The sequence below is a fragment of the Bdellovibrio sp. HCB117 genome (genome assembly GCF_047305915.1).
GTDB lineage: Bacteria > Bdellovibrionota > Bdellovibrionia > Bdellovibrionales > Bdellovibrionaceae > Bdellovibrio > Bdellovibrio bacteriovorus_B.
Window position 1 is genome coordinate 2,310,535 of record NZ_CP178622.1, and the last position, 14,910, is coordinate 2,325,444.

At 45.8% G+C, this 14,910-nt stretch carries 14 protein-coding genes; 5 read left to right on the forward strand and 9 right to left on the reverse strand.

The features are described 5' to 3' along the window. Nucleotides 1-5 precede the first annotated feature (5 nt). Nucleotides 6-1,010 carry a PHB depolymerase family esterase gene (locus ACLWBD_RS10970; RefSeq protein ID WP_253696271.1) on the reverse strand — a complete coding sequence of 335 codons (1,005 nt, stop codon included), beginning with the start codon at nucleotides 1,008-1,010 and terminating at the stop codon, nucleotides 6-8. A 204-nt stretch (nucleotides 1,011-1,214) separates the two neighbouring features. On the opposite strand from ACLWBD_RS10970, the gene ACLWBD_RS10975 reads away from it, so the two are divergent. After that, nucleotides 1,215-1,559, forward strand: a complete 345-nt coding sequence (locus ACLWBD_RS10975) for a hypothetical protein (RefSeq protein ID WP_373997729.1) — start codon at nucleotides 1,215-1,217, stop codon at nucleotides 1,557-1,559. A 55-nt stretch (nucleotides 1,560-1,614) separates the two neighbouring features. On the opposite strand, the gene ald is transcribed toward ACLWBD_RS10975, so the two are convergent. Next, nucleotides 1,615-2,721 carry an alanine dehydrogenase gene (gene ald / locus ACLWBD_RS10980; RefSeq protein WP_063204444.1) on the reverse strand — a complete coding sequence of 369 codons (1,107 nt, stop codon included), beginning with the start codon at nucleotides 2,719-2,721 and terminating at the stop codon, nucleotides 1,615-1,617. A 273-nt stretch (nucleotides 2,722-2,994) separates the two neighbouring features. On the opposite strand from ald, the gene ACLWBD_RS10985 reads away from it, so the two are divergent. Then, nucleotides 2,995-4,650, forward strand: a complete 1,656-nt coding sequence (locus ACLWBD_RS10985) for a hypothetical protein (protein ID WP_413568199.1) — start codon at nucleotides 2,995-2,997, stop codon at nucleotides 4,648-4,650. Nucleotides 4,651-4,704: 54 nt separating this feature from the next. On the opposite strand, the gene ACLWBD_RS10990 is transcribed toward ACLWBD_RS10985, so the two are convergent. Further along, nucleotides 4,705-5,427: an SDR family NAD(P)-dependent oxidoreductase gene (locus ACLWBD_RS10990; protein WP_413568200.1), complete on the reverse strand. Its 723-nt coding sequence runs from the start codon at nucleotides 5,425-5,427 to the stop codon at nucleotides 4,705-4,707. Between the two features lie 171 nt (nucleotides 5,428-5,598). On the opposite strand from ACLWBD_RS10990, the gene ACLWBD_RS10995 reads away from it, so the two are divergent. Continuing rightward, nucleotides 5,599-6,009, forward strand: coding sequence for an STAS/SEC14 domain-containing protein (locus ACLWBD_RS10995; RefSeq protein ID WP_413568201.1), 411 nt, complete (start codon nucleotides 5,599-5,601; stop codon nucleotides 6,007-6,009). A 43-nt stretch (nucleotides 6,010-6,052) separates the two neighbouring features. Here ACLWBD_RS10995 and ACLWBD_RS11000 read toward each other — a convergent pair whose 3' ends face one another. The 6 genes from ACLWBD_RS11000 to ruvC form a co-directional block, all read right to left on the reverse strand. Beyond that, nucleotides 6,053-9,061 (reverse strand): ATP-binding protein, encoded by a 3,009-nt coding sequence (locus tag ACLWBD_RS11000; RefSeq protein ID WP_413568202.1) that lies wholly within the window; start codon nucleotides 9,059-9,061, stop codon nucleotides 6,053-6,055. 103 nt (nucleotides 9,062-9,164) lie between these two features. After that, a complete protein-coding gene (gene lpxC, locus ACLWBD_RS11005) occupies nucleotides 9,165-10,073 on the reverse strand; it encodes a UDP-3-O-acyl-N-acetylglucosamine deacetylase (protein ID WP_063204449.1) in 909 nt (302 codons plus the stop codon). A 21-nt stretch (nucleotides 10,074-10,094) separates the two neighbouring features. Beyond that, entirely contained in the window at nucleotides 10,095-11,099 is a 1,005-nt protein-coding gene (locus tag ACLWBD_RS11010) for an asparaginase (protein WP_413568204.1), read from the reverse strand. Nucleotides 11,100-11,101: 2 nt separating this feature from the next. Then, on the reverse strand, nucleotides 11,102-12,091 hold the full coding sequence (gene ruvB, locus ACLWBD_RS11015) for a Holliday junction branch migration DNA helicase RuvB (protein WP_063204451.1): 990 nt from the start codon (nucleotides 12,089-12,091) through the stop codon (nucleotides 11,102-11,104). Continuing rightward, entirely contained in the window at nucleotides 12,088-12,669 is a 582-nt protein-coding gene (gene ruvA / locus ACLWBD_RS11020) for a Holliday junction branch migration protein RuvA (RefSeq protein ID WP_063204452.1), read from the reverse strand. Before ruvA ends, ruvB begins: the two co-directional genes overlap by 4 nt. Beyond that, nucleotides 12,666-13,172: a crossover junction endodeoxyribonuclease RuvC gene (gene ruvC / locus ACLWBD_RS11025; protein WP_063206493.1), complete on the reverse strand. Its 507-nt coding sequence runs from the start codon at nucleotides 13,170-13,172 to the stop codon at nucleotides 12,666-12,668. Before ruvC ends, ruvA begins: the two co-directional genes overlap by 4 nt. 166 nt (nucleotides 13,173-13,338) lie before the next feature. On the opposite strand from ruvC, the gene ACLWBD_RS11030 reads away from it, so the two are divergent. Next, complete coding sequence (locus ACLWBD_RS11030) at nucleotides 13,339-14,154, forward strand: tetratricopeptide repeat protein (protein WP_413568205.1); 816 nt, start codon at nucleotides 13,339-13,341, stop codon at nucleotides 14,152-14,154. Nucleotides 14,155-14,327: 173 nt separating this feature from the next. Then, nucleotides 14,328-14,894 (forward strand): elongation factor P, encoded by a 567-nt coding sequence (gene efp / locus ACLWBD_RS11035; RefSeq protein ID WP_063242711.1) that lies wholly within the window; start codon nucleotides 14,328-14,330, stop codon nucleotides 14,892-14,894. Nucleotides 14,895-14,910: the final 16 nt, after the last annotated feature.

A 14,910-nucleotide genomic window follows, 5' to 3' on the forward strand; every position in this document is an offset into this window, starting at 1 on the left:
AACTATTAAGGCGCGATGGTTTGAAGCATTTTCTTCAAAGCTTGCATTTGCTTTCCGGATTTAGTCATGTAGTCAGCTCCGGTGAAACCAAACCAATCCCAGCACGCATACGGATTGTCTTTTGAAACTTTTGCGGACTGGGGATAAAGAACGATGATGTTATTAGTTTCGGCCCAGTCGTTGTATCCGGCTAATGTGGCGAACTTATCTTGAATAAAATCCGGATTCATTTGGCAGCCGTGAAGTGCGATATGCAGACGACACTTTTCACCTTGTTGGCAGTTTGACGGAACATAGACCCAGCCCTCTCTATATAAAGGCGTAGTTTCATCGCCGAAATCTTTTTGCGAAAATTTGTGCAAATGTTTTACGTCGGCGACTCCCCGCTCTTGCAAAGTACCGTAGGCCGATTTTAGAATTTCTCCTGCTAAGTCAAAATTGCATTTTAAAAGCCATGGAAGAAATCCCATTTGGCAGGGATTACCCGCAGTCAAAGTGGGAAAACCGTGAGCCGCCTCGACACTTTTTTCGACGAGGATTTGCGATGTCGGTATAAAAGCACGATAAAACTCTTCTAACTTTTCTCCATTACCTGGATGAATAACGGCATCTTTGGGACTAGCAAAAATGTAAACTTTTTGGCGCTGCATATTTGCGACGGGATCAACAACTCCCGTCTGCGCCAGTTTTCGCACTTCATTCACTTGCACTTCGGATTGAATATTGTTCGGTTGCTTCATGCACCAGGTTTGTGCTTTTTGAGAATCCCCTTCGGCACACCAATATATTCCACCGGCCACACTCGCGACAGAGGCAAAGTCTTTTGAAAAGGCTACACCGAGTTGCACTGCCATAAAACCACCGGAAGAAACTCCGGAAACAGAAATCGCACTCTTATCGATATTGTAGGCTTTCAATGAGTCGGCTTGTGGTGTCGGTGGCTCCGCTTGGAGGGCCTTCGCCAAAGACAATTGAACAAGCATTACCAGAAAAAATAGAGATACTTTCATAGGAATCTCCTTACCGCTTCGAGTGTTCGTGTTCCGCGAGTTCTTGTCAATGAGGACAACTCGGGTTGACGGATGTTTGCTCACAAGATTTGTCACTTTTATTTTAGCTTTAGACGAATTCGTGGTGAAAATGCGCTTTAAAGGGATTTGAGTAAGGACTCAAGTTTGCACCAACACTCACGGCACTTCAGATTTGGAGGAAGAATGAAAGCTCTAGTTACGTTTTTAGCAATGACCCTGTCGTTCTCTGCGGCCTTTGCGGATGGGACTATTTACTGTACAGCCATCGATCAGGACAATGGGCAAAGACAAGACGTGCTTTTGTTAGAGCCTGAAGACATGTATCTCTTAACAGTCGCCAAAGCGGATCAGTATCTTACTTCACGTAAGGAAACTAACGACGAGTGGATTTTTGGAAACTCTAAGTATCTGGTGACGCTGAACCACCCGAATAAAACGCTGACTCAGCAGGAAAAAGCCTCGGGGGCCTCGAAGGTCTACACGGAAGTGAAATGCCGCTATAACGGCGAACCGGATGAAGGATGGTAGAAATAAAAAAGCCCAGCACAAAGCTGGGCTTTTTAGTTTTAGGCAGAGCTAGGAATTAACCTTTGTAAGGTCTGTATTCCATGTGAAGATCTTTTGCCACCGGCTCGTAACATACGTAACCGCCGTAAGTGTTAAGACCTTTCATCAATGCTGGAGATTTCGCAACAGCATCTTCTACACCCATCGCTGCTAACATTGAACCGTAACGAGAAGTCACGTTTGTTAGAGCGTAAGTAGAAGTTCTTGGCACCACGCCTGGCATGTTAGGCACACAGTAATGGATAACGCCATCAACTTCGTAAGTTGGGTTTTGGTGAGATGTTGGACGGCAAGTTTCGATACAACCACCTTGGTCAACCGCAACGTCAACAACCACAGAACCTTTAGCCATTGAAGAGATCATGTCTTTAGAAACTAGAGTTGGAGCTTTGTGACCAGTGATCAACACGCCACCGATAACAAGATCAGAATCTTTCACTGAATCTTCGATGTTTTTCGCGTTCGAGAACAAAGTCATGCAACGACCTTGGAAGATATCATCAAGGTACTCAAGACGAGCTGTGTTCACGTCAAGGATCGTCACTGAAGCGCCAAGACCGACAGCCATTTTCGCTGCGTTCGTACCGACAACACCACCACCGATGATTGTGACTTTACCTGGTTTAACACCTGTCACACCACCTAGAAGGATCCCTTTACCTGCATGGTCTTTTTGAAGATAGAAAGCACCGATTTGAGTCGCCATACGACCTGCAACTTCAGACATAGGAGTCAAAAGTGGCAATGAACCGTTATCCAATTGGATAGTTTCGTAAGCAATCGCTTTCACTTTGCGTTCACAAAGAACTTTCGTCAATTTTGCTTCTGCAGCCAAGTGAAGGTAAGTGTAAAGGATTTGATTTTCCTTCATCAATTCGTATTCGTCTGGAAGTGGCTCTTTCACTTTTTGGATCATGTCCGCTTTCGCGTACACTTCTTTTTTAGTGTCGATGATTTTCGCGCCGGCTTTTTCGTATTGTTCGTTTGAAATACCAGAACCAACACCCGCATCTTTTTCAACGATAACTGTGTGGCCTTCTTTCACGTACTGGCGTACGCCTGCTTCTGTGATACCAACACGGTTCTCAGAAATTTTAATTTCCTTCGGAATACCGATAATCATATTTGCTCCTGTGGGGTGACATTGAAATCCCCCTCATTTTTGTCTTTTGTGATGACCCCGGAACTATGCCAGAACGGTAATAAAATGCAAGCGAGCTAGGGGAAGGTTTGGGTGTCACATTGCGTAAAGAACTTCGACATCTTAGACTGTCATTTTGCGGCTTTTTCCTCGTGAAATTACAGCCAGATCGAAATAAATCGAACTCCACGCCTAAAAAAGTGGCAAAGGAGTTGCTCTAGTACTTTTTGGACCAAAACCGTATTGGAGTGTTTTATGAAATTTCTCGGGGCTTTCTCATTGGTAGTTCTCGCCTCTTTGACTGGACATGCTCAGTCAAACACAACCCCGTGGCGCATTACGCAGCCGACGTGGACTGAAAACCATGAGCGCCAATTCGGTGAATTTGTCACTCGCATCGGTGAAGCCGTCGAAAAACGCCAGTGCTGGAAAGTCGATACCTGCTTACAAAGTACGGCGAATCCCTATTTTGGTTCTGACCCAGCAGGCTTGAAATATTACGCGGACTGTGCGGATCTTCCCTATTACCTTCGCGCTTACTTCTCTTGGAAAAACGGTCTTCCTTTTTCAATCGCCAGCGAAGTGAAACCCAACATCGGCCCTCAAGATGATCCTACCAAAAAAGTGGATGCTCGTTACTCTACCATGGGTAACTACATCACAAAACGTTATGACGTCGTCACTAAAAATGGCGTTTTCAAAAACACTTACGTCAATGCATTTGATGTTTTGAACAATATCGTTCCGGGTCTAACTTTCTCTGGTTCTTTCCGCATGCAAGGAAATGAAGATGCGGAACTTTTCACTGATTTTTATCCGGTGAAAATCAATCGCGATGCCATTCGCCCCGGCACGGTGATCTATGATCCTAATGGTCACGTCGCCATTGTCTATAAAGTCGCTGATGACGGTCGTATTTTCTACATCGACGCTCACCCTGACAACTCATTGACGATGGGTATGTACACGCCTAAGTTCGTACGCAGCAACCCTGCTCAAGGCGCGGGTTTTAAAAATTTCCGCCCTTTAGCTTTGGTTGACGCCAAAGTTGATTCTTCAGGTTCTTATGCTGGTGGCAAAATTGTAGCGGCAATGAACTACCAATTACCGCAATATGGTTTGGAGCAATTCTACGGAACAGAACCTGACTCTGCAGGCTGGAGCAAAGGTAAATTTTCGATCCGTGGTCAACAAGTGCCTTACTATGACTATGTTCGTATGAGCTTAATGCAAGGTGAAGTACACATTGATCCATTGAAAGACATGGCTCAGTTGACGGATGATATTTGCGTCAGCTTAAAAGACCGTGTTGAAGCTGTGGAAGCAGCTCGCACATCAGGTGTTTATTTGAAAGCTCATCCTGAAAGATTGCCGGTCAATATCTATGGCGCTGAAGGCGAATGGGAAAACTATGCGACACCGTCACGCGACGCTCGTTTGAAAGTGGCCTTTGCCGATCTTCTTATGTCGACGAAAGCCAATATCGAACGCTATAGAAAACGCGATCCTGCTATCAAGTACAATGGCGGAAATTTAGCGGCGGATTTATTTGCGGTGTACGCCCAGAAAGCTCAGGCGTGTCAGTTCACTTACACGACGACAAACGGTTTGACCGTGAAAATGAACCTAGAGGCCGCTCGACAAAGACTTTTCAATATGAGCTTTGACCCTTATCACTGCATCGAGCTTCGTTGGGGCGCGCGACTAGAACAAGAACTTGCCGCGTGTACGGATGACGCCAACAAACGCGCTTGGTATGAAGCAGAAAAATGGCTTCGTTATCAGTCTGAGCGTCGCTATGACGCCCGCATGGACTTTACCTTGGATCAGTTAACCGGTCCACTTCCCGGCGCCGGAGTCTCAGCACCCGCAGATGTGGATATTGTTGGCTATTTAAAATCTCAGAGGTAATTCTTAAAAGCGCCGAGGCAGAACTTCTGCTCGGCGCTTTTAATTTCAAAACCATCACAATCTATCAAGCTTTGCGCAGAGCCACTCGTTATATAAATGAGGAAGAACTTCGGAACAGACGATTTTTCCTTCACTCCCACCTTTTTCAAAAGTCATCGGGGCAAGTCCCAACTTTTCTGCCATGGCGCTATAGTAGTTTTCTTTTGTTGGATGAAAAGGAGTCACTGCATTTACTAAAGGCGCGACAGTCCTGTCTTCACCTAACTCATAAATGATGCGAATCAGATCTTCTCGATGAATCAGGTTTACGGGTGCTAAACCATGGCTGATTACGTTCCGGCCGGCAAGGTGGAAAACAGGATGTCTGCTTCCTCCCATCAAGCCCCCTGCCCGAACGATCACTCCGTTTTTGGAAAATCTTTTTTGCAACGCTTGTTCAACCTCGTAAAGCCATTGTCCGGAATCGGAATTGGGATGAGGTTCTGTCCCTTCCGTGACTTCACCTGTAACATCTCCGTAAACCGAGATCGAACTTACAAAAATGATCCTTTTAAAAGAGTTCTCTGGAATCTTAGCCACAAAAGCGGAAGCCGACATCGTCTTTAACGGAGGAACGTTGACTAAAAGAATATCGCAGAATTCGCCAGGAAACAGATCTTTTTCCCAACTAAAAGAAGACCTGTGCGTGCCCCAGAATTTTTGATTTTTCGCTTTAAGATAGCTGGCGAATTCCGCCCCCAACCATCCTAGACCGATAATTCCCCAAACTTGACTCATAGATCCGCCAATAACCACTTTCGTGGCGCCCCGTATTTTGTCATACAGGCTGATTTCAAAACCTGGAACCCTTATAGATTTGCAGTTCCACATAGTCTACTAAAATGCGTTGTTCTGGTTTTTGGTTGCTTGGAAAATAAGCTTAGGACTTTTTTTGAAAGGGGTTTTTCCATGTTGAAGGTGATCGCGGAGAATTCTCAACACAAGTACATCGAGATTTTAGTGGATGGCGACATTAATAAAGATTCTGTGGCTGCACTGTTAAGTTTAATGCAGCAACGAATTTCCGAGTGGGGTGAAGTCAATATCCTTGAAGAGGTTCGCGATATCGGAAAAGTGGAACTTGCCGCATTCTGGAAGGATCTTCGTTTCGGAATTAAAAACATGGATAAATTTCCGCGAGCTGCCATCGTCACGGATATTCACTGGGTGAAAAATATTTCTAATTTTTTAGATCCTATTGTTTCGATGGATATCGAAGTTTTTGCGCGTAAGGATATCGAACGCGCTCGCAACTGGTTATCGGGAATTGAACCCGCACCCCCCTCTCCGACTCCAGAAGACCTTCCACCTTCACCTTAAAATTTTTAAAAAATGGGGAAAGGCGCTTTTCCCCATTTTTGAATCAAGCGGACTGTTCCTTGATAAGGCGGCGAATGGCATTTACGAGCTTCTTGGTTTCAATAGGCTTAGGAACATACATCTCAAAACCAGCATCCAAAGCTCTCGATTCGGTTACTTTAGACGTAAAAGCAGTCAAGGCCAAAGCGGGAATATGATGATCGGCTGTTTCAAGACCGCGCACAGTGCGTATGAACTCTATACCGTTTTTACCCGGAAGACCAATGTCACTCACGATAGCGTCCGGCTTCATCTGTTTTAAGAGTTCTTGTGCTTGATCCGCATTTTCGGCAGCGACCACTTCAACACCGTACTTTTTTAAAATGAGCTGAATCATTCGCAATGCATCGGGTTCGTCCTCGACCACTAAAATGCGACGGCCCCGCAATTCTCGCACATCAAAGTTTTCAATTGCAGCCTCGGGCTTGGCGTCCTGACCGTGATACAGGGGAAATTGCAAAAGAACTTTAGTGCCTTTCCCTTCTCCCTCACTTTCAATTTTCACTTCGCCACCGTGAAGATCAACCAGGTGCTTGACAATGGAAAGTCCCAGACCCAATCCTCCGTATTTACGCGTAAAGCTGCCGTCTTGCTGTCGGAAACGATCAAAAATATAAGGCAAGAATTCAGGCGTTATGCCGACACCACTATCCGTTATCTCGACATAAAGATGCTGGTCATCTTTGCGAGAATGCACCTCAATGCGCCCGTGTTCTGGCGTGAATTTCACGGCATTAGAAAGAATATTCCATAGAATTTGAGTGAGTCGCACCGAGTCCGCCCACAGCGGCGCCTCGGTCAACTGAGCCGACACCTGAATTTCTTTCGCTCGCGCCATATTTTCGATGGATTCTAAAGCATCACTAAGGATCTCTGAAAATTCAAGTTTGTGGGGATCAAGAGCGATTTTACCGGTGATGCTTTTAGAAAGATTCACCAAGTCCTCGACCAAACGAAGTTGAATCGCTGCATTTCTTTGAATGGCCGAAAGGGCCTGAAGAGCGGTCTCGTTCTTACGATCAACTTCTTCAGATAAAATTTCGGCGTATCCAAATATTATACTAATCGGAGTTCGCAATTCGTGGGACAGTGTCGCTAAAAACTCATCCTTCAAACGACTGAGCTCTTGCAGTTCCGTATTTTTATCCGCTAAAAGACGCGCCATTTTTTCAAGGTCATCCCCTTTTATTTCAAGTGCCTGTTCAATCACTTGTCGAGCGCGATAAGCTTTGGCGTGATTGCGCACGCGTGCCAGTAGCTCTACAGCTTGAAAAGGTTTTGTGACATAGTCTTGCACGCCTTTATTCAAAAGCTTCGCGCGAAGAGCATCATCAGCTTTGGCTGTCAAAATTACGACAGGAATAGACTGCAGAGTCGCGTCAGCCATGACTTGGTCGACAAGAAATTCGCCGCTGTAGTTCGGCATCATCAAATCACTTAAAATCAAATCAGGCTTTACAGCCCGTGCTTTTTCATAACCTTCTTTACCATCCGAGGCCGTCATACAGCGAAACTCTTCAGACAGAACTTCGACTATAAATTTCTGCAAGTCCGGGCTGTCTTCCACGACCAATACCAAAGGAGCTTCAGCACCCGCCTTAACAGGTTCAGATGTGGGCTGGGCGCTGACTGAGTGCGCTTCCTTCAACTGGTCTACCAATCCCTGCTCCACCAGTCGGATGTTTTTATTTTCGCCCATGGCAGGACTGACTTGCACATCTTCGCTGGCAAACTGAGGTAGCAGAACTTCGAAAAGGGCGCCGCCTTCGGGAGCTTTTTTTACTTCAACCTTCCCATGCATAAGCTCCACAAAGTCTTTTACGATGGAAAGACCTAATCCCGTCCCGCCTTTTTCGCGGTTCATACTATCTTGAATCTGAAAAAAGCGTTCAAAAATATTTTTTCGCATGTTTTCAGGAATACCAGGCCCGCTGTCGGCCACTTGCAATTTGATCTGGGGCTCTTTTGTATTCTGCATTAAGGAAAGACTGCAACGGACCTCTCCATTTTGTGGAGTGAACTTAAAAGCATTACTTAAAAGATTTAATAGAATTCGCAGAAACTTTTCAGGATCGGTGTCCATATTAAGACGATCCGGAGTTTCAATTTTAAAGCGATACCCTTTTTCTTCGGCTAAAACAGAAAAGTTATCTGCACTTTGTTTGACCAAAGAGGACGCATCGATTGAAACATAGTGAGCCGTCATTTCTTGCGCATCAAATTTTGCAACGTCTAAAAGATCATTCACTTGACGCAAAAGAATCTGACTGTTTCTTTTAACGAGTTCTAAGTAATTCCTTTGCGATGCCGTCAGGCTGTTATCGCCCAAAAGCTTCTCTACGGGTCCTAAGATTAATGAAACCGGGGTTCGCAGTTCGTGACTGACGTTGGCGAAAAAGTGCGTGCGCTGCTTATCTAAGATCGCCAATTGTTCGTTGGCTTCTCGCAGCTCTTTTTCACGAAGCTCTAAGGATTTATTTAAGGCTTCCAGTTTTTTATTCGTGACCTGAATTTCTTGAGCCCGTTCTAGAACGTCAGACTCCATCAACCCGACTTGATTTTTAAGCTCTTCATTGATTTTACTTTGTTCTTGCTCATGCTTGCGCATTTTTACGAACTCTGTAACGTCTTCCACCTTGTGAATGATATAAATCAGCTCGCCTTCTTTATTAAAAAAAGGAAGATTGATGGGGCTCCAGTAACGCTCTTCATAGGTACCATCAGGACGACAGATATCATATTTTTGTACGGCCATGGTGGAGGCTTGTTTTGTATCCACGACTTGTTGAAACGAAGCCCGAACATTATTCTTTCCCGTCGCTGCTGCTTCAGAGGGGTTTTCTGGAAACACATCAAACATGTATTTTCCGATGACTTCTTCGCGTTTAAGGAATGTGGATTTCGCGTAGGCGTCGCTCATCGCGACCATGTGAAAATCAGGTGTCAGCACTAAGTAGAGGCCAGGAATGCCTTCAAAGAGCGCACGATAATCTGGTTCATTCTGTCTTGCCATCTTGGACTCCATCGCAACAAGAACAAAAATCTGTTTGCTCTTTGAGTCTAATGCGAGGCCAATATGGAATGCTGGAAATTAAATTTGATTTTGCAATCTTACATTAGAGAGGAACAGTCCATCCCGAATAACGCTGAACTTCTTCTGAAATGTCCGCGCCCAATTCGACGTGGCGATAGCTTGTTGGAGAGTCCCATACCTTTTTAACAAGCTTATTCATAATATCGTGACCGGCTTTATAGAGCACGACGTGGCCCATTAAAGGCATCTCTAAGGTCACGAGATCGCCGAGGGCATCTAAAGCCTTGTGACGAACAAATTCATCCGCCCAGCGCAAGCCCTCAGGATTGATGATTTCAGCGTGATCTAATACGATGCAGTTGTCTAAGCTTCCGCCCTTCGCCAATCCGCGGGCCTTTAAGGCCTCAACGTCTTTCATGAAACCAAAGGTGCGGGCGTTGGCAACATCACGTCCAAAAGACTGTTCATTGATGTCGATGTCAATTGTCTGTTTACCAATTTTGGGATGAGGAAAGTCAATAGTCACGGTCAGACGAAGACCATGATAAGGCACAACGTAGGCGTGCTTTTCGCCCTCACTAAAGTAAATCGGCTCTGTGATGTAGCAATATTTACGAGGCTGATCTTGCTCCACAATTCCTACCGCAAGCAAAGCTTGTAAGAAGTCGCGAGCACTCCCATCACCAATAGGAATTTCAGGGCCGTCTAATTCAATGAACAAGTTATCGATGCGTAAAGCAGACAATGCGGAAAGACAATGCTCAATCGTCGCCACTGAAAAAGCCGCACCACCGATAGTTGTCTGATGCGAAGTCGCCTGAACATTGCGTGCAGTGACTTTCAAAGAAGGATTTCCAGGAAGATCTGTGCGAATGAAGTAAACGCCCGTATCCGGAGGTGCCGGCCTGAAAGTCAAAGTGCAGGAATCACCAGAGTGAATCCCGATACCATTTACCACCGTCTTTTTACGAATCGTTTTTTGTAAGAACATACTAGTTAGACATTACTCTAACTAGCTGCCCTTCGCAATGCGGATTTGGCCAACGACATCACCCTTCCAGTTTGTGACCGAAGGGAGAGTGTGTTTTGCTAACGCTTTAAACTCGGCCTCATTAAGACCACCCAGTTGCAACAACAAGGAGGCTGTTGCCGCCTGAGCTGCACGTGAGGCGCCATCCGAGGCTTTCACAGCGAAAGCGAGGCGTTTTTCAGGAAGAACTCCACAGAAAACTCCCTCTGCTCCCCCCTTCACAATCGCGCGTCCTTGTGACTTTTCAATCACAGCTGTGGCGAAATTGTCACTGCCTGAGAGATAGAAAGGGAAGTTCTTAACCGCTCGCAAAATACGTTCTGCCGCGGCTTTGCGGGCCGGAGTCTCTTTGGGATTAATCAAAGCCGACATGCCCGTCGCCATGGATTGCAATGGCACCGCATACGTCGGTATACCACAACCATCCACGCCGTGCGGAACTTTGGAATGATCAATCTTCATTGTTTCCGTCAGAACCTTGCGCAAACGTTTCTGCGCATTGTGTTCGTACTTTTCATAACCTGTCGGGTCTTCACCCAAATGCAGACAGGTTGTGATGATGGCCGAATGTTTTCCGGCACAGTTATTACAAAGCACCGTAGGCTTCTGCCCGCGACGGGCAAAATCATTTGCTGAAGCTTCGTCATAAGGCATGTGGGGTGCGCACACGTAAGCGCCCTCTTTGATCTGAACTTTTTCCATCCACTGACTTAAAGCCGCAAGATGGTCTTTTTCTCCACGATGCGAAGCACAGGCCAGCGCAATATGTTTGTCTTCAAGTTCGTATTTGTCGGCGGCACCTGACTCGATGAGAGGCAAAGCTTGAAGCATTTTAATCGCACTACGGGGCATCGTCAAAAATTGCGGATTCCCCCAATAGTTCGTTATACTGCCAACCTCGTTGGTCACAACGATCATCACCTGGTGCAAGCTTTCCACGACGGGACCTCTTAACACCTCAACCACTAATGGTTGTCTCAATGCCATAGCTACTTCTCCGATAGTACCGAATTTTTTGCATACTCTGTGATCACGCGACCACGAGGTGTTTTTTGAATGAATCCTTCTTGGATCAAGAAAGGCTCATAGACCTCTTCTAGAGTGTCTCGCTCTTCACTGAGCGCAGCAGCCATTGTATCAATTCCTACGGGCCCCCCGTTATATTTTTCTTGGATCAGGCTCAAAATACGACGGTCCATAAGGTCCAGTCCAAATTGATCCACTCCAAGCTGGTTCAACGCATAGACCGCGATATCCTTAGAGATAGTTCCATTACCTTTGACCTGGGCATAATCACGAACACGCTTTAAAAGGCGATTCGCCACACGCGGAGTCCCGCGCGAACGGCGCGCGATTTCGTCCGCCCCTTCTTCATCGATTTTCACTTTGAGAATTTCAGCCGAGCGAATCAGGATTTTTTGAAGAGCGTTTTTATCATAAAACTGCAAGCGCTCGACAATTCCGAAACGATCTCGGAATGGTGGATTTAAAAGACCGGCTCGCGTTGTCGCCCCGACAAGAGTGAAGGGCGCTAACTGAAACTTCATCGAGCGCGCGCCCAGGCCTTCACCCGTCACGATGTCGATGTAGTAGTCTTCCATCGCTGTGTAAAGATACTCTTCCACATGGCGACTCAAACGATGAATCTCGTCGATAAATAAAACGGAATGCGGCTTTAACGAGGTTAACACCGCCGCCAGATCGCCTTTTTTATCAATCGCGGGGGCCGAAGTCATTTTGATTTCAGCACCCATGTCGTTCGCGATAATTTTTGAAAGAGTTGTTTTACCCAACCCCGGAGGCCCGCACAACAAGACGTGATCCAAAGATTCTCCACGGTGCTTTGCCGCCGCGACGAAAACCTTGAGTTTTTCTTTCACGTCTTCCTGGCCCGGGAAATCTTCAAAGTGCTGGGGACGCAGTTCGTTTTCCCAGCTCTTTTCACCTTCTACCGGATCTCCTTCTAAAATGCGACTCATGACAAGCTCCCAGACAACGTCTGAAGACCTTTACGAACGCCATCTTCCAAAGAAATATCTGTCGGAAGAGAAGACACGAATTGATCTACCAACTGTGATTTGTAACCCAGGTTCAAAAGGGCTGATGTGATTTGCGTATGGCTTTCTGATTTGCCTTTGATCGTCTCTTCGATAGAGACGAGTTTGCCTTTTAACGTTAGAATAATTTGTTCTGCCGTTTTCTTGCCCACTTTAGGAAGACCGGAAAGAGCTTTGGCATTACCCGCTTCGATCATTTCCTGAATTTGCGCAGGTCGGCCGCCAGATAAAATACTGAGAGCCATCTTCGGGCCAACGCCGTTCACCTTCAAAAGCGACAAGAAAAGATTTTTTTCGTCTTTAGAGTGAAAACCAAAAAGTTGCAAAGCATCTTCGCGTACGTGCGTGTGCACCCAAATGATGATGTCTTTACCCAAGAGTGTTTGTAAATCGCCTAAAGTGTTCGCAGAGGCGTGAACTTCATAGCCCACCCCTTGCACATCAATCAAAGCGGAGTCATTTAAGACTTCAATAATTTTTCCACGTAAATAACCGATCATAAACTCACCGCTCTTTGCAGGATGGATTTCTTTTTAATTTCAAAAGCATGGTGGCAAGCCATAGCCAACGCATCGGAAGCGTCAATACGATTGATCACTTTGATGTTTAAGATGGCTTTCAGAATCGCCTGCACATCTTCTTTGCTGGCACCACCGGTCCCGGTGACACCTTTTTTTACAACACGCGTGGCGTATTCAAACACATCAGATCCACCCAAACCGGCTTCATACATCACCACGCCGCGAGCATGTCCCAATTTGAAAGCGCTGTCCGCGTTTTTTCCCAGAAAGATTTTTTCGATGACAACCTGATCCGGCTGATACTTCGTCATGACTTCGCGGAAAGCAGAACCCAATTCTTTCATGCGATAAGGAAAGGCCTGATCCGCATCCAATAAAATCACGCCGTGATTGATATGTTCAATCCGTCCGTTTTCCACTCGGATGACTCCGAATCCTGTTATGCGAGATCCCGGATCCACCCCGAGGATTGTCACTGACATTTCCACCACCAATAAAAGTGTGCCGTCATATTCTTTGAGCAATAGAATTGTGCACTTGTTTTCGATTTTAGTGAGAAGTATTGCTTAGTCAATAAATCTGAAATACTATTTCCTAGAGAGCACTCACAAAACGGTCACGACCGCGGCGCGAAGGGATCAAGCATTGATGAAAATAGATGCAAGCACCATTGAAAAGTACCAGCAGATTCTTGAGAAAGATCCCAATTCTCAGGTTTTCGCTCCGCTGGCCGAAGCCTATCGCGAAATGGGTTTACTTCCTGAAGCCAAAAAAACCGTGACTGCAGGCGTTCAACGCCACCCGCAATTTGTGGGCGGACTTGTCACGTACACAAAAGTGATGCGCGATCTTGGAGAGCTGAATAAGGCCCTGGACGCGGCTAAGCGAGCGACGTCTCTTTCTCCCGAAAATATTTTGGCGCATCAACTTCTGGCGGAAGTTCAATTAGCCAGCAAGAATCCGAAGGAAGCTCTTAAAGCTTTCAAGATGGTTTTATTCTTAAATCCGAACTCGAAGTCAGCACAAAAAGCCGTTCAAAAACTAGAATCTTTGACTGCGGACGAATACGATGAAGAAGTTTTTGCGATGACGAAGCTTCCGGAAGTTCGTCTGAACGAAGCTCCACCACCCGTCGCAAAAAAAGAAGAGGCTCTGGTCGCAAAGCCTCTGACACCGGCCTCTCCTAGCAAAGCCATGGAACGCATGCTTTCTTTGATTGATGCCTTTATTGTGCGCAATGATCTAGAAAAAGCGCATGCTCTTTTGAAAGACACACGTGTGGAGTTTGGGGATCATCCCGAAATTCAGCGACGTATGAAGACTCTTCAAGTTCGCTATAATGATTCTGACGAAGCCACACCCTTAAGACCTTTGATGCCGAGAGAACAACTGGTTCGCGAACGTAAGCTTGAAGTTCTGCAAATGATGCTTCGCAAAATTGAAGAGTATCGCCTGCAAACTTAACCCTTAGAAGCAGAAACATTCCTTTCTCTTCTACTTCCATTGCCCATGACGCATAAAGACCTTCGCGCCGGAAAATGGCGATAGAGCCTTTTTCCAAAGGAGTGACTGTTGACCAAATACAGCCACTTAGGAGAATATGGCTCCTCTGCATTTACAATTTAAAAGGATCAAACATGTACGAAACGTCCGATTTTAAAAAAGGTCTTAAAATCATGATCGAGGGCAAGCCCTACGTAGTCGTTGATTTCCAACACGTTAAACCAGGAAAAGGAAATCAGTTCACACGCACAAAACTGCGTAACATGCTGACAGGCCAAAACTTGGAATCCACTTTCAAGTCCGGTGAAAAGTTCGAAGTTCCTAACGTTGAAAACAAAGAGATGACTTTCCTTTACAAAGACGACTCTGGTTACAACTTCATGTCTCCTGAATCTTACGAACAAATCGCGATGTCTGAAGAAGACTTGGGCGAGTCTAAATACTACCTTACTGAAAACTTGAAAGTCGTTATCTTGTTCTACAACGAAAAAGCAGTCGCTTGTGACGTACCAAAAGCCGTGAACTTGATGGTGGCAAAAGCAGATCCGGGCATTAAAGGTGACCGTGTTACTGGCGCAACGAAGCCTGCAATCATGGAAACAGGCCTTTCTGTGAACGTTCCATTGCACATCAACGAAGGCGATGTTCTTCGTATTGATACCGCTTCTGGCGAATACGTTGAGCGCGTAACTCAAAAATAACTAACGCCTAGTATTA

What these genes read in the sequence shown, in the direction of transcription:
- ACLWBD_RS11000 (WP_413568202.1), bottom strand. Translation starts at nt 9,061, where the DNA reads ATGGCAAGACAGAATGAACCAGATTATCGTGCGCTCTTTGAAGGCATT.
- ACLWBD_RS11010 (WP_413568204.1), bottom strand. Translation starts at nt 11,099, where the DNA reads ATGGCATTGAGACAACCATTAGTGGTTGAGGTGTTAAGAGGTCCCGTC.
- ACLWBD_RS10975 (WP_373997729.1), top strand. Translation starts at nt 1,215, where the DNA reads ATGAAAGCTCTAGTTACGTTTTTAGCAATGACCCTGTCGTTCTCTGCG.
- ACLWBD_RS10995 (WP_413568201.1), top strand. Translation starts at nt 5,599, where the DNA reads ATGTTGAAGGTGATCGCGGAGAATTCTCAACACAAGTACATCGAGATT.
- ald (WP_063204444.1), bottom strand. Translation starts at nt 2,721, where the DNA reads ATGATTATCGGTATTCCGAAGGAAATTAAAATTTCTGAGAACCGTGTT.
- ruvC (WP_063206493.1), bottom strand. Translation starts at nt 13,172, where the DNA reads ATGTCAGTGACAATCCTCGGGGTGGATCCGGGATCTCGCATAACAGGA.
- ACLWBD_RS11030 (WP_413568205.1), top strand. Translation starts at nt 13,339, where the DNA reads ATGAAAATAGATGCAAGCACCATTGAAAAGTACCAGCAGATTCTTGAG.
- ACLWBD_RS10990 (WP_413568200.1), bottom strand. Translation starts at nt 5,427, where the DNA reads ATGAGTCAAGTTTGGGGAATTATCGGTCTAGGATGGTTGGGGGCGGAA.
- ACLWBD_RS10970 (WP_253696271.1), bottom strand. Translation starts at nt 1,010, where the DNA reads ATGAAAGTATCTCTATTTTTTCTGGTAATGCTTGTTCAATTGTCTTTG.
- efp (WP_063242711.1), top strand. Translation starts at nt 14,328, where the DNA reads ATGTACGAAACGTCCGATTTTAAAAAAGGTCTTAAAATCATGATCGAG.
- lpxC (WP_063204449.1), bottom strand. Translation starts at nt 10,073, where the DNA reads ATGTTCTTACAAAAAACGATTCGTAAAAAGACGGTGGTAAATGGTATC.
- ruvB (WP_063204451.1), bottom strand. Translation starts at nt 12,091, where the DNA reads ATGAGTCGCATTTTAGAAGGAGATCCGGTAGAAGGTGAAAAGAGCTGG.
- ruvA (WP_063204452.1), bottom strand. Translation starts at nt 12,669, where the DNA reads ATGATCGGTTATTTACGTGGAAAAATTATTGAAGTCTTAAATGACTCC.
- ACLWBD_RS10985 (WP_413568199.1), top strand. Translation starts at nt 2,995, where the DNA reads ATGAAATTTCTCGGGGCTTTCTCATTGGTAGTTCTCGCCTCTTTGACT.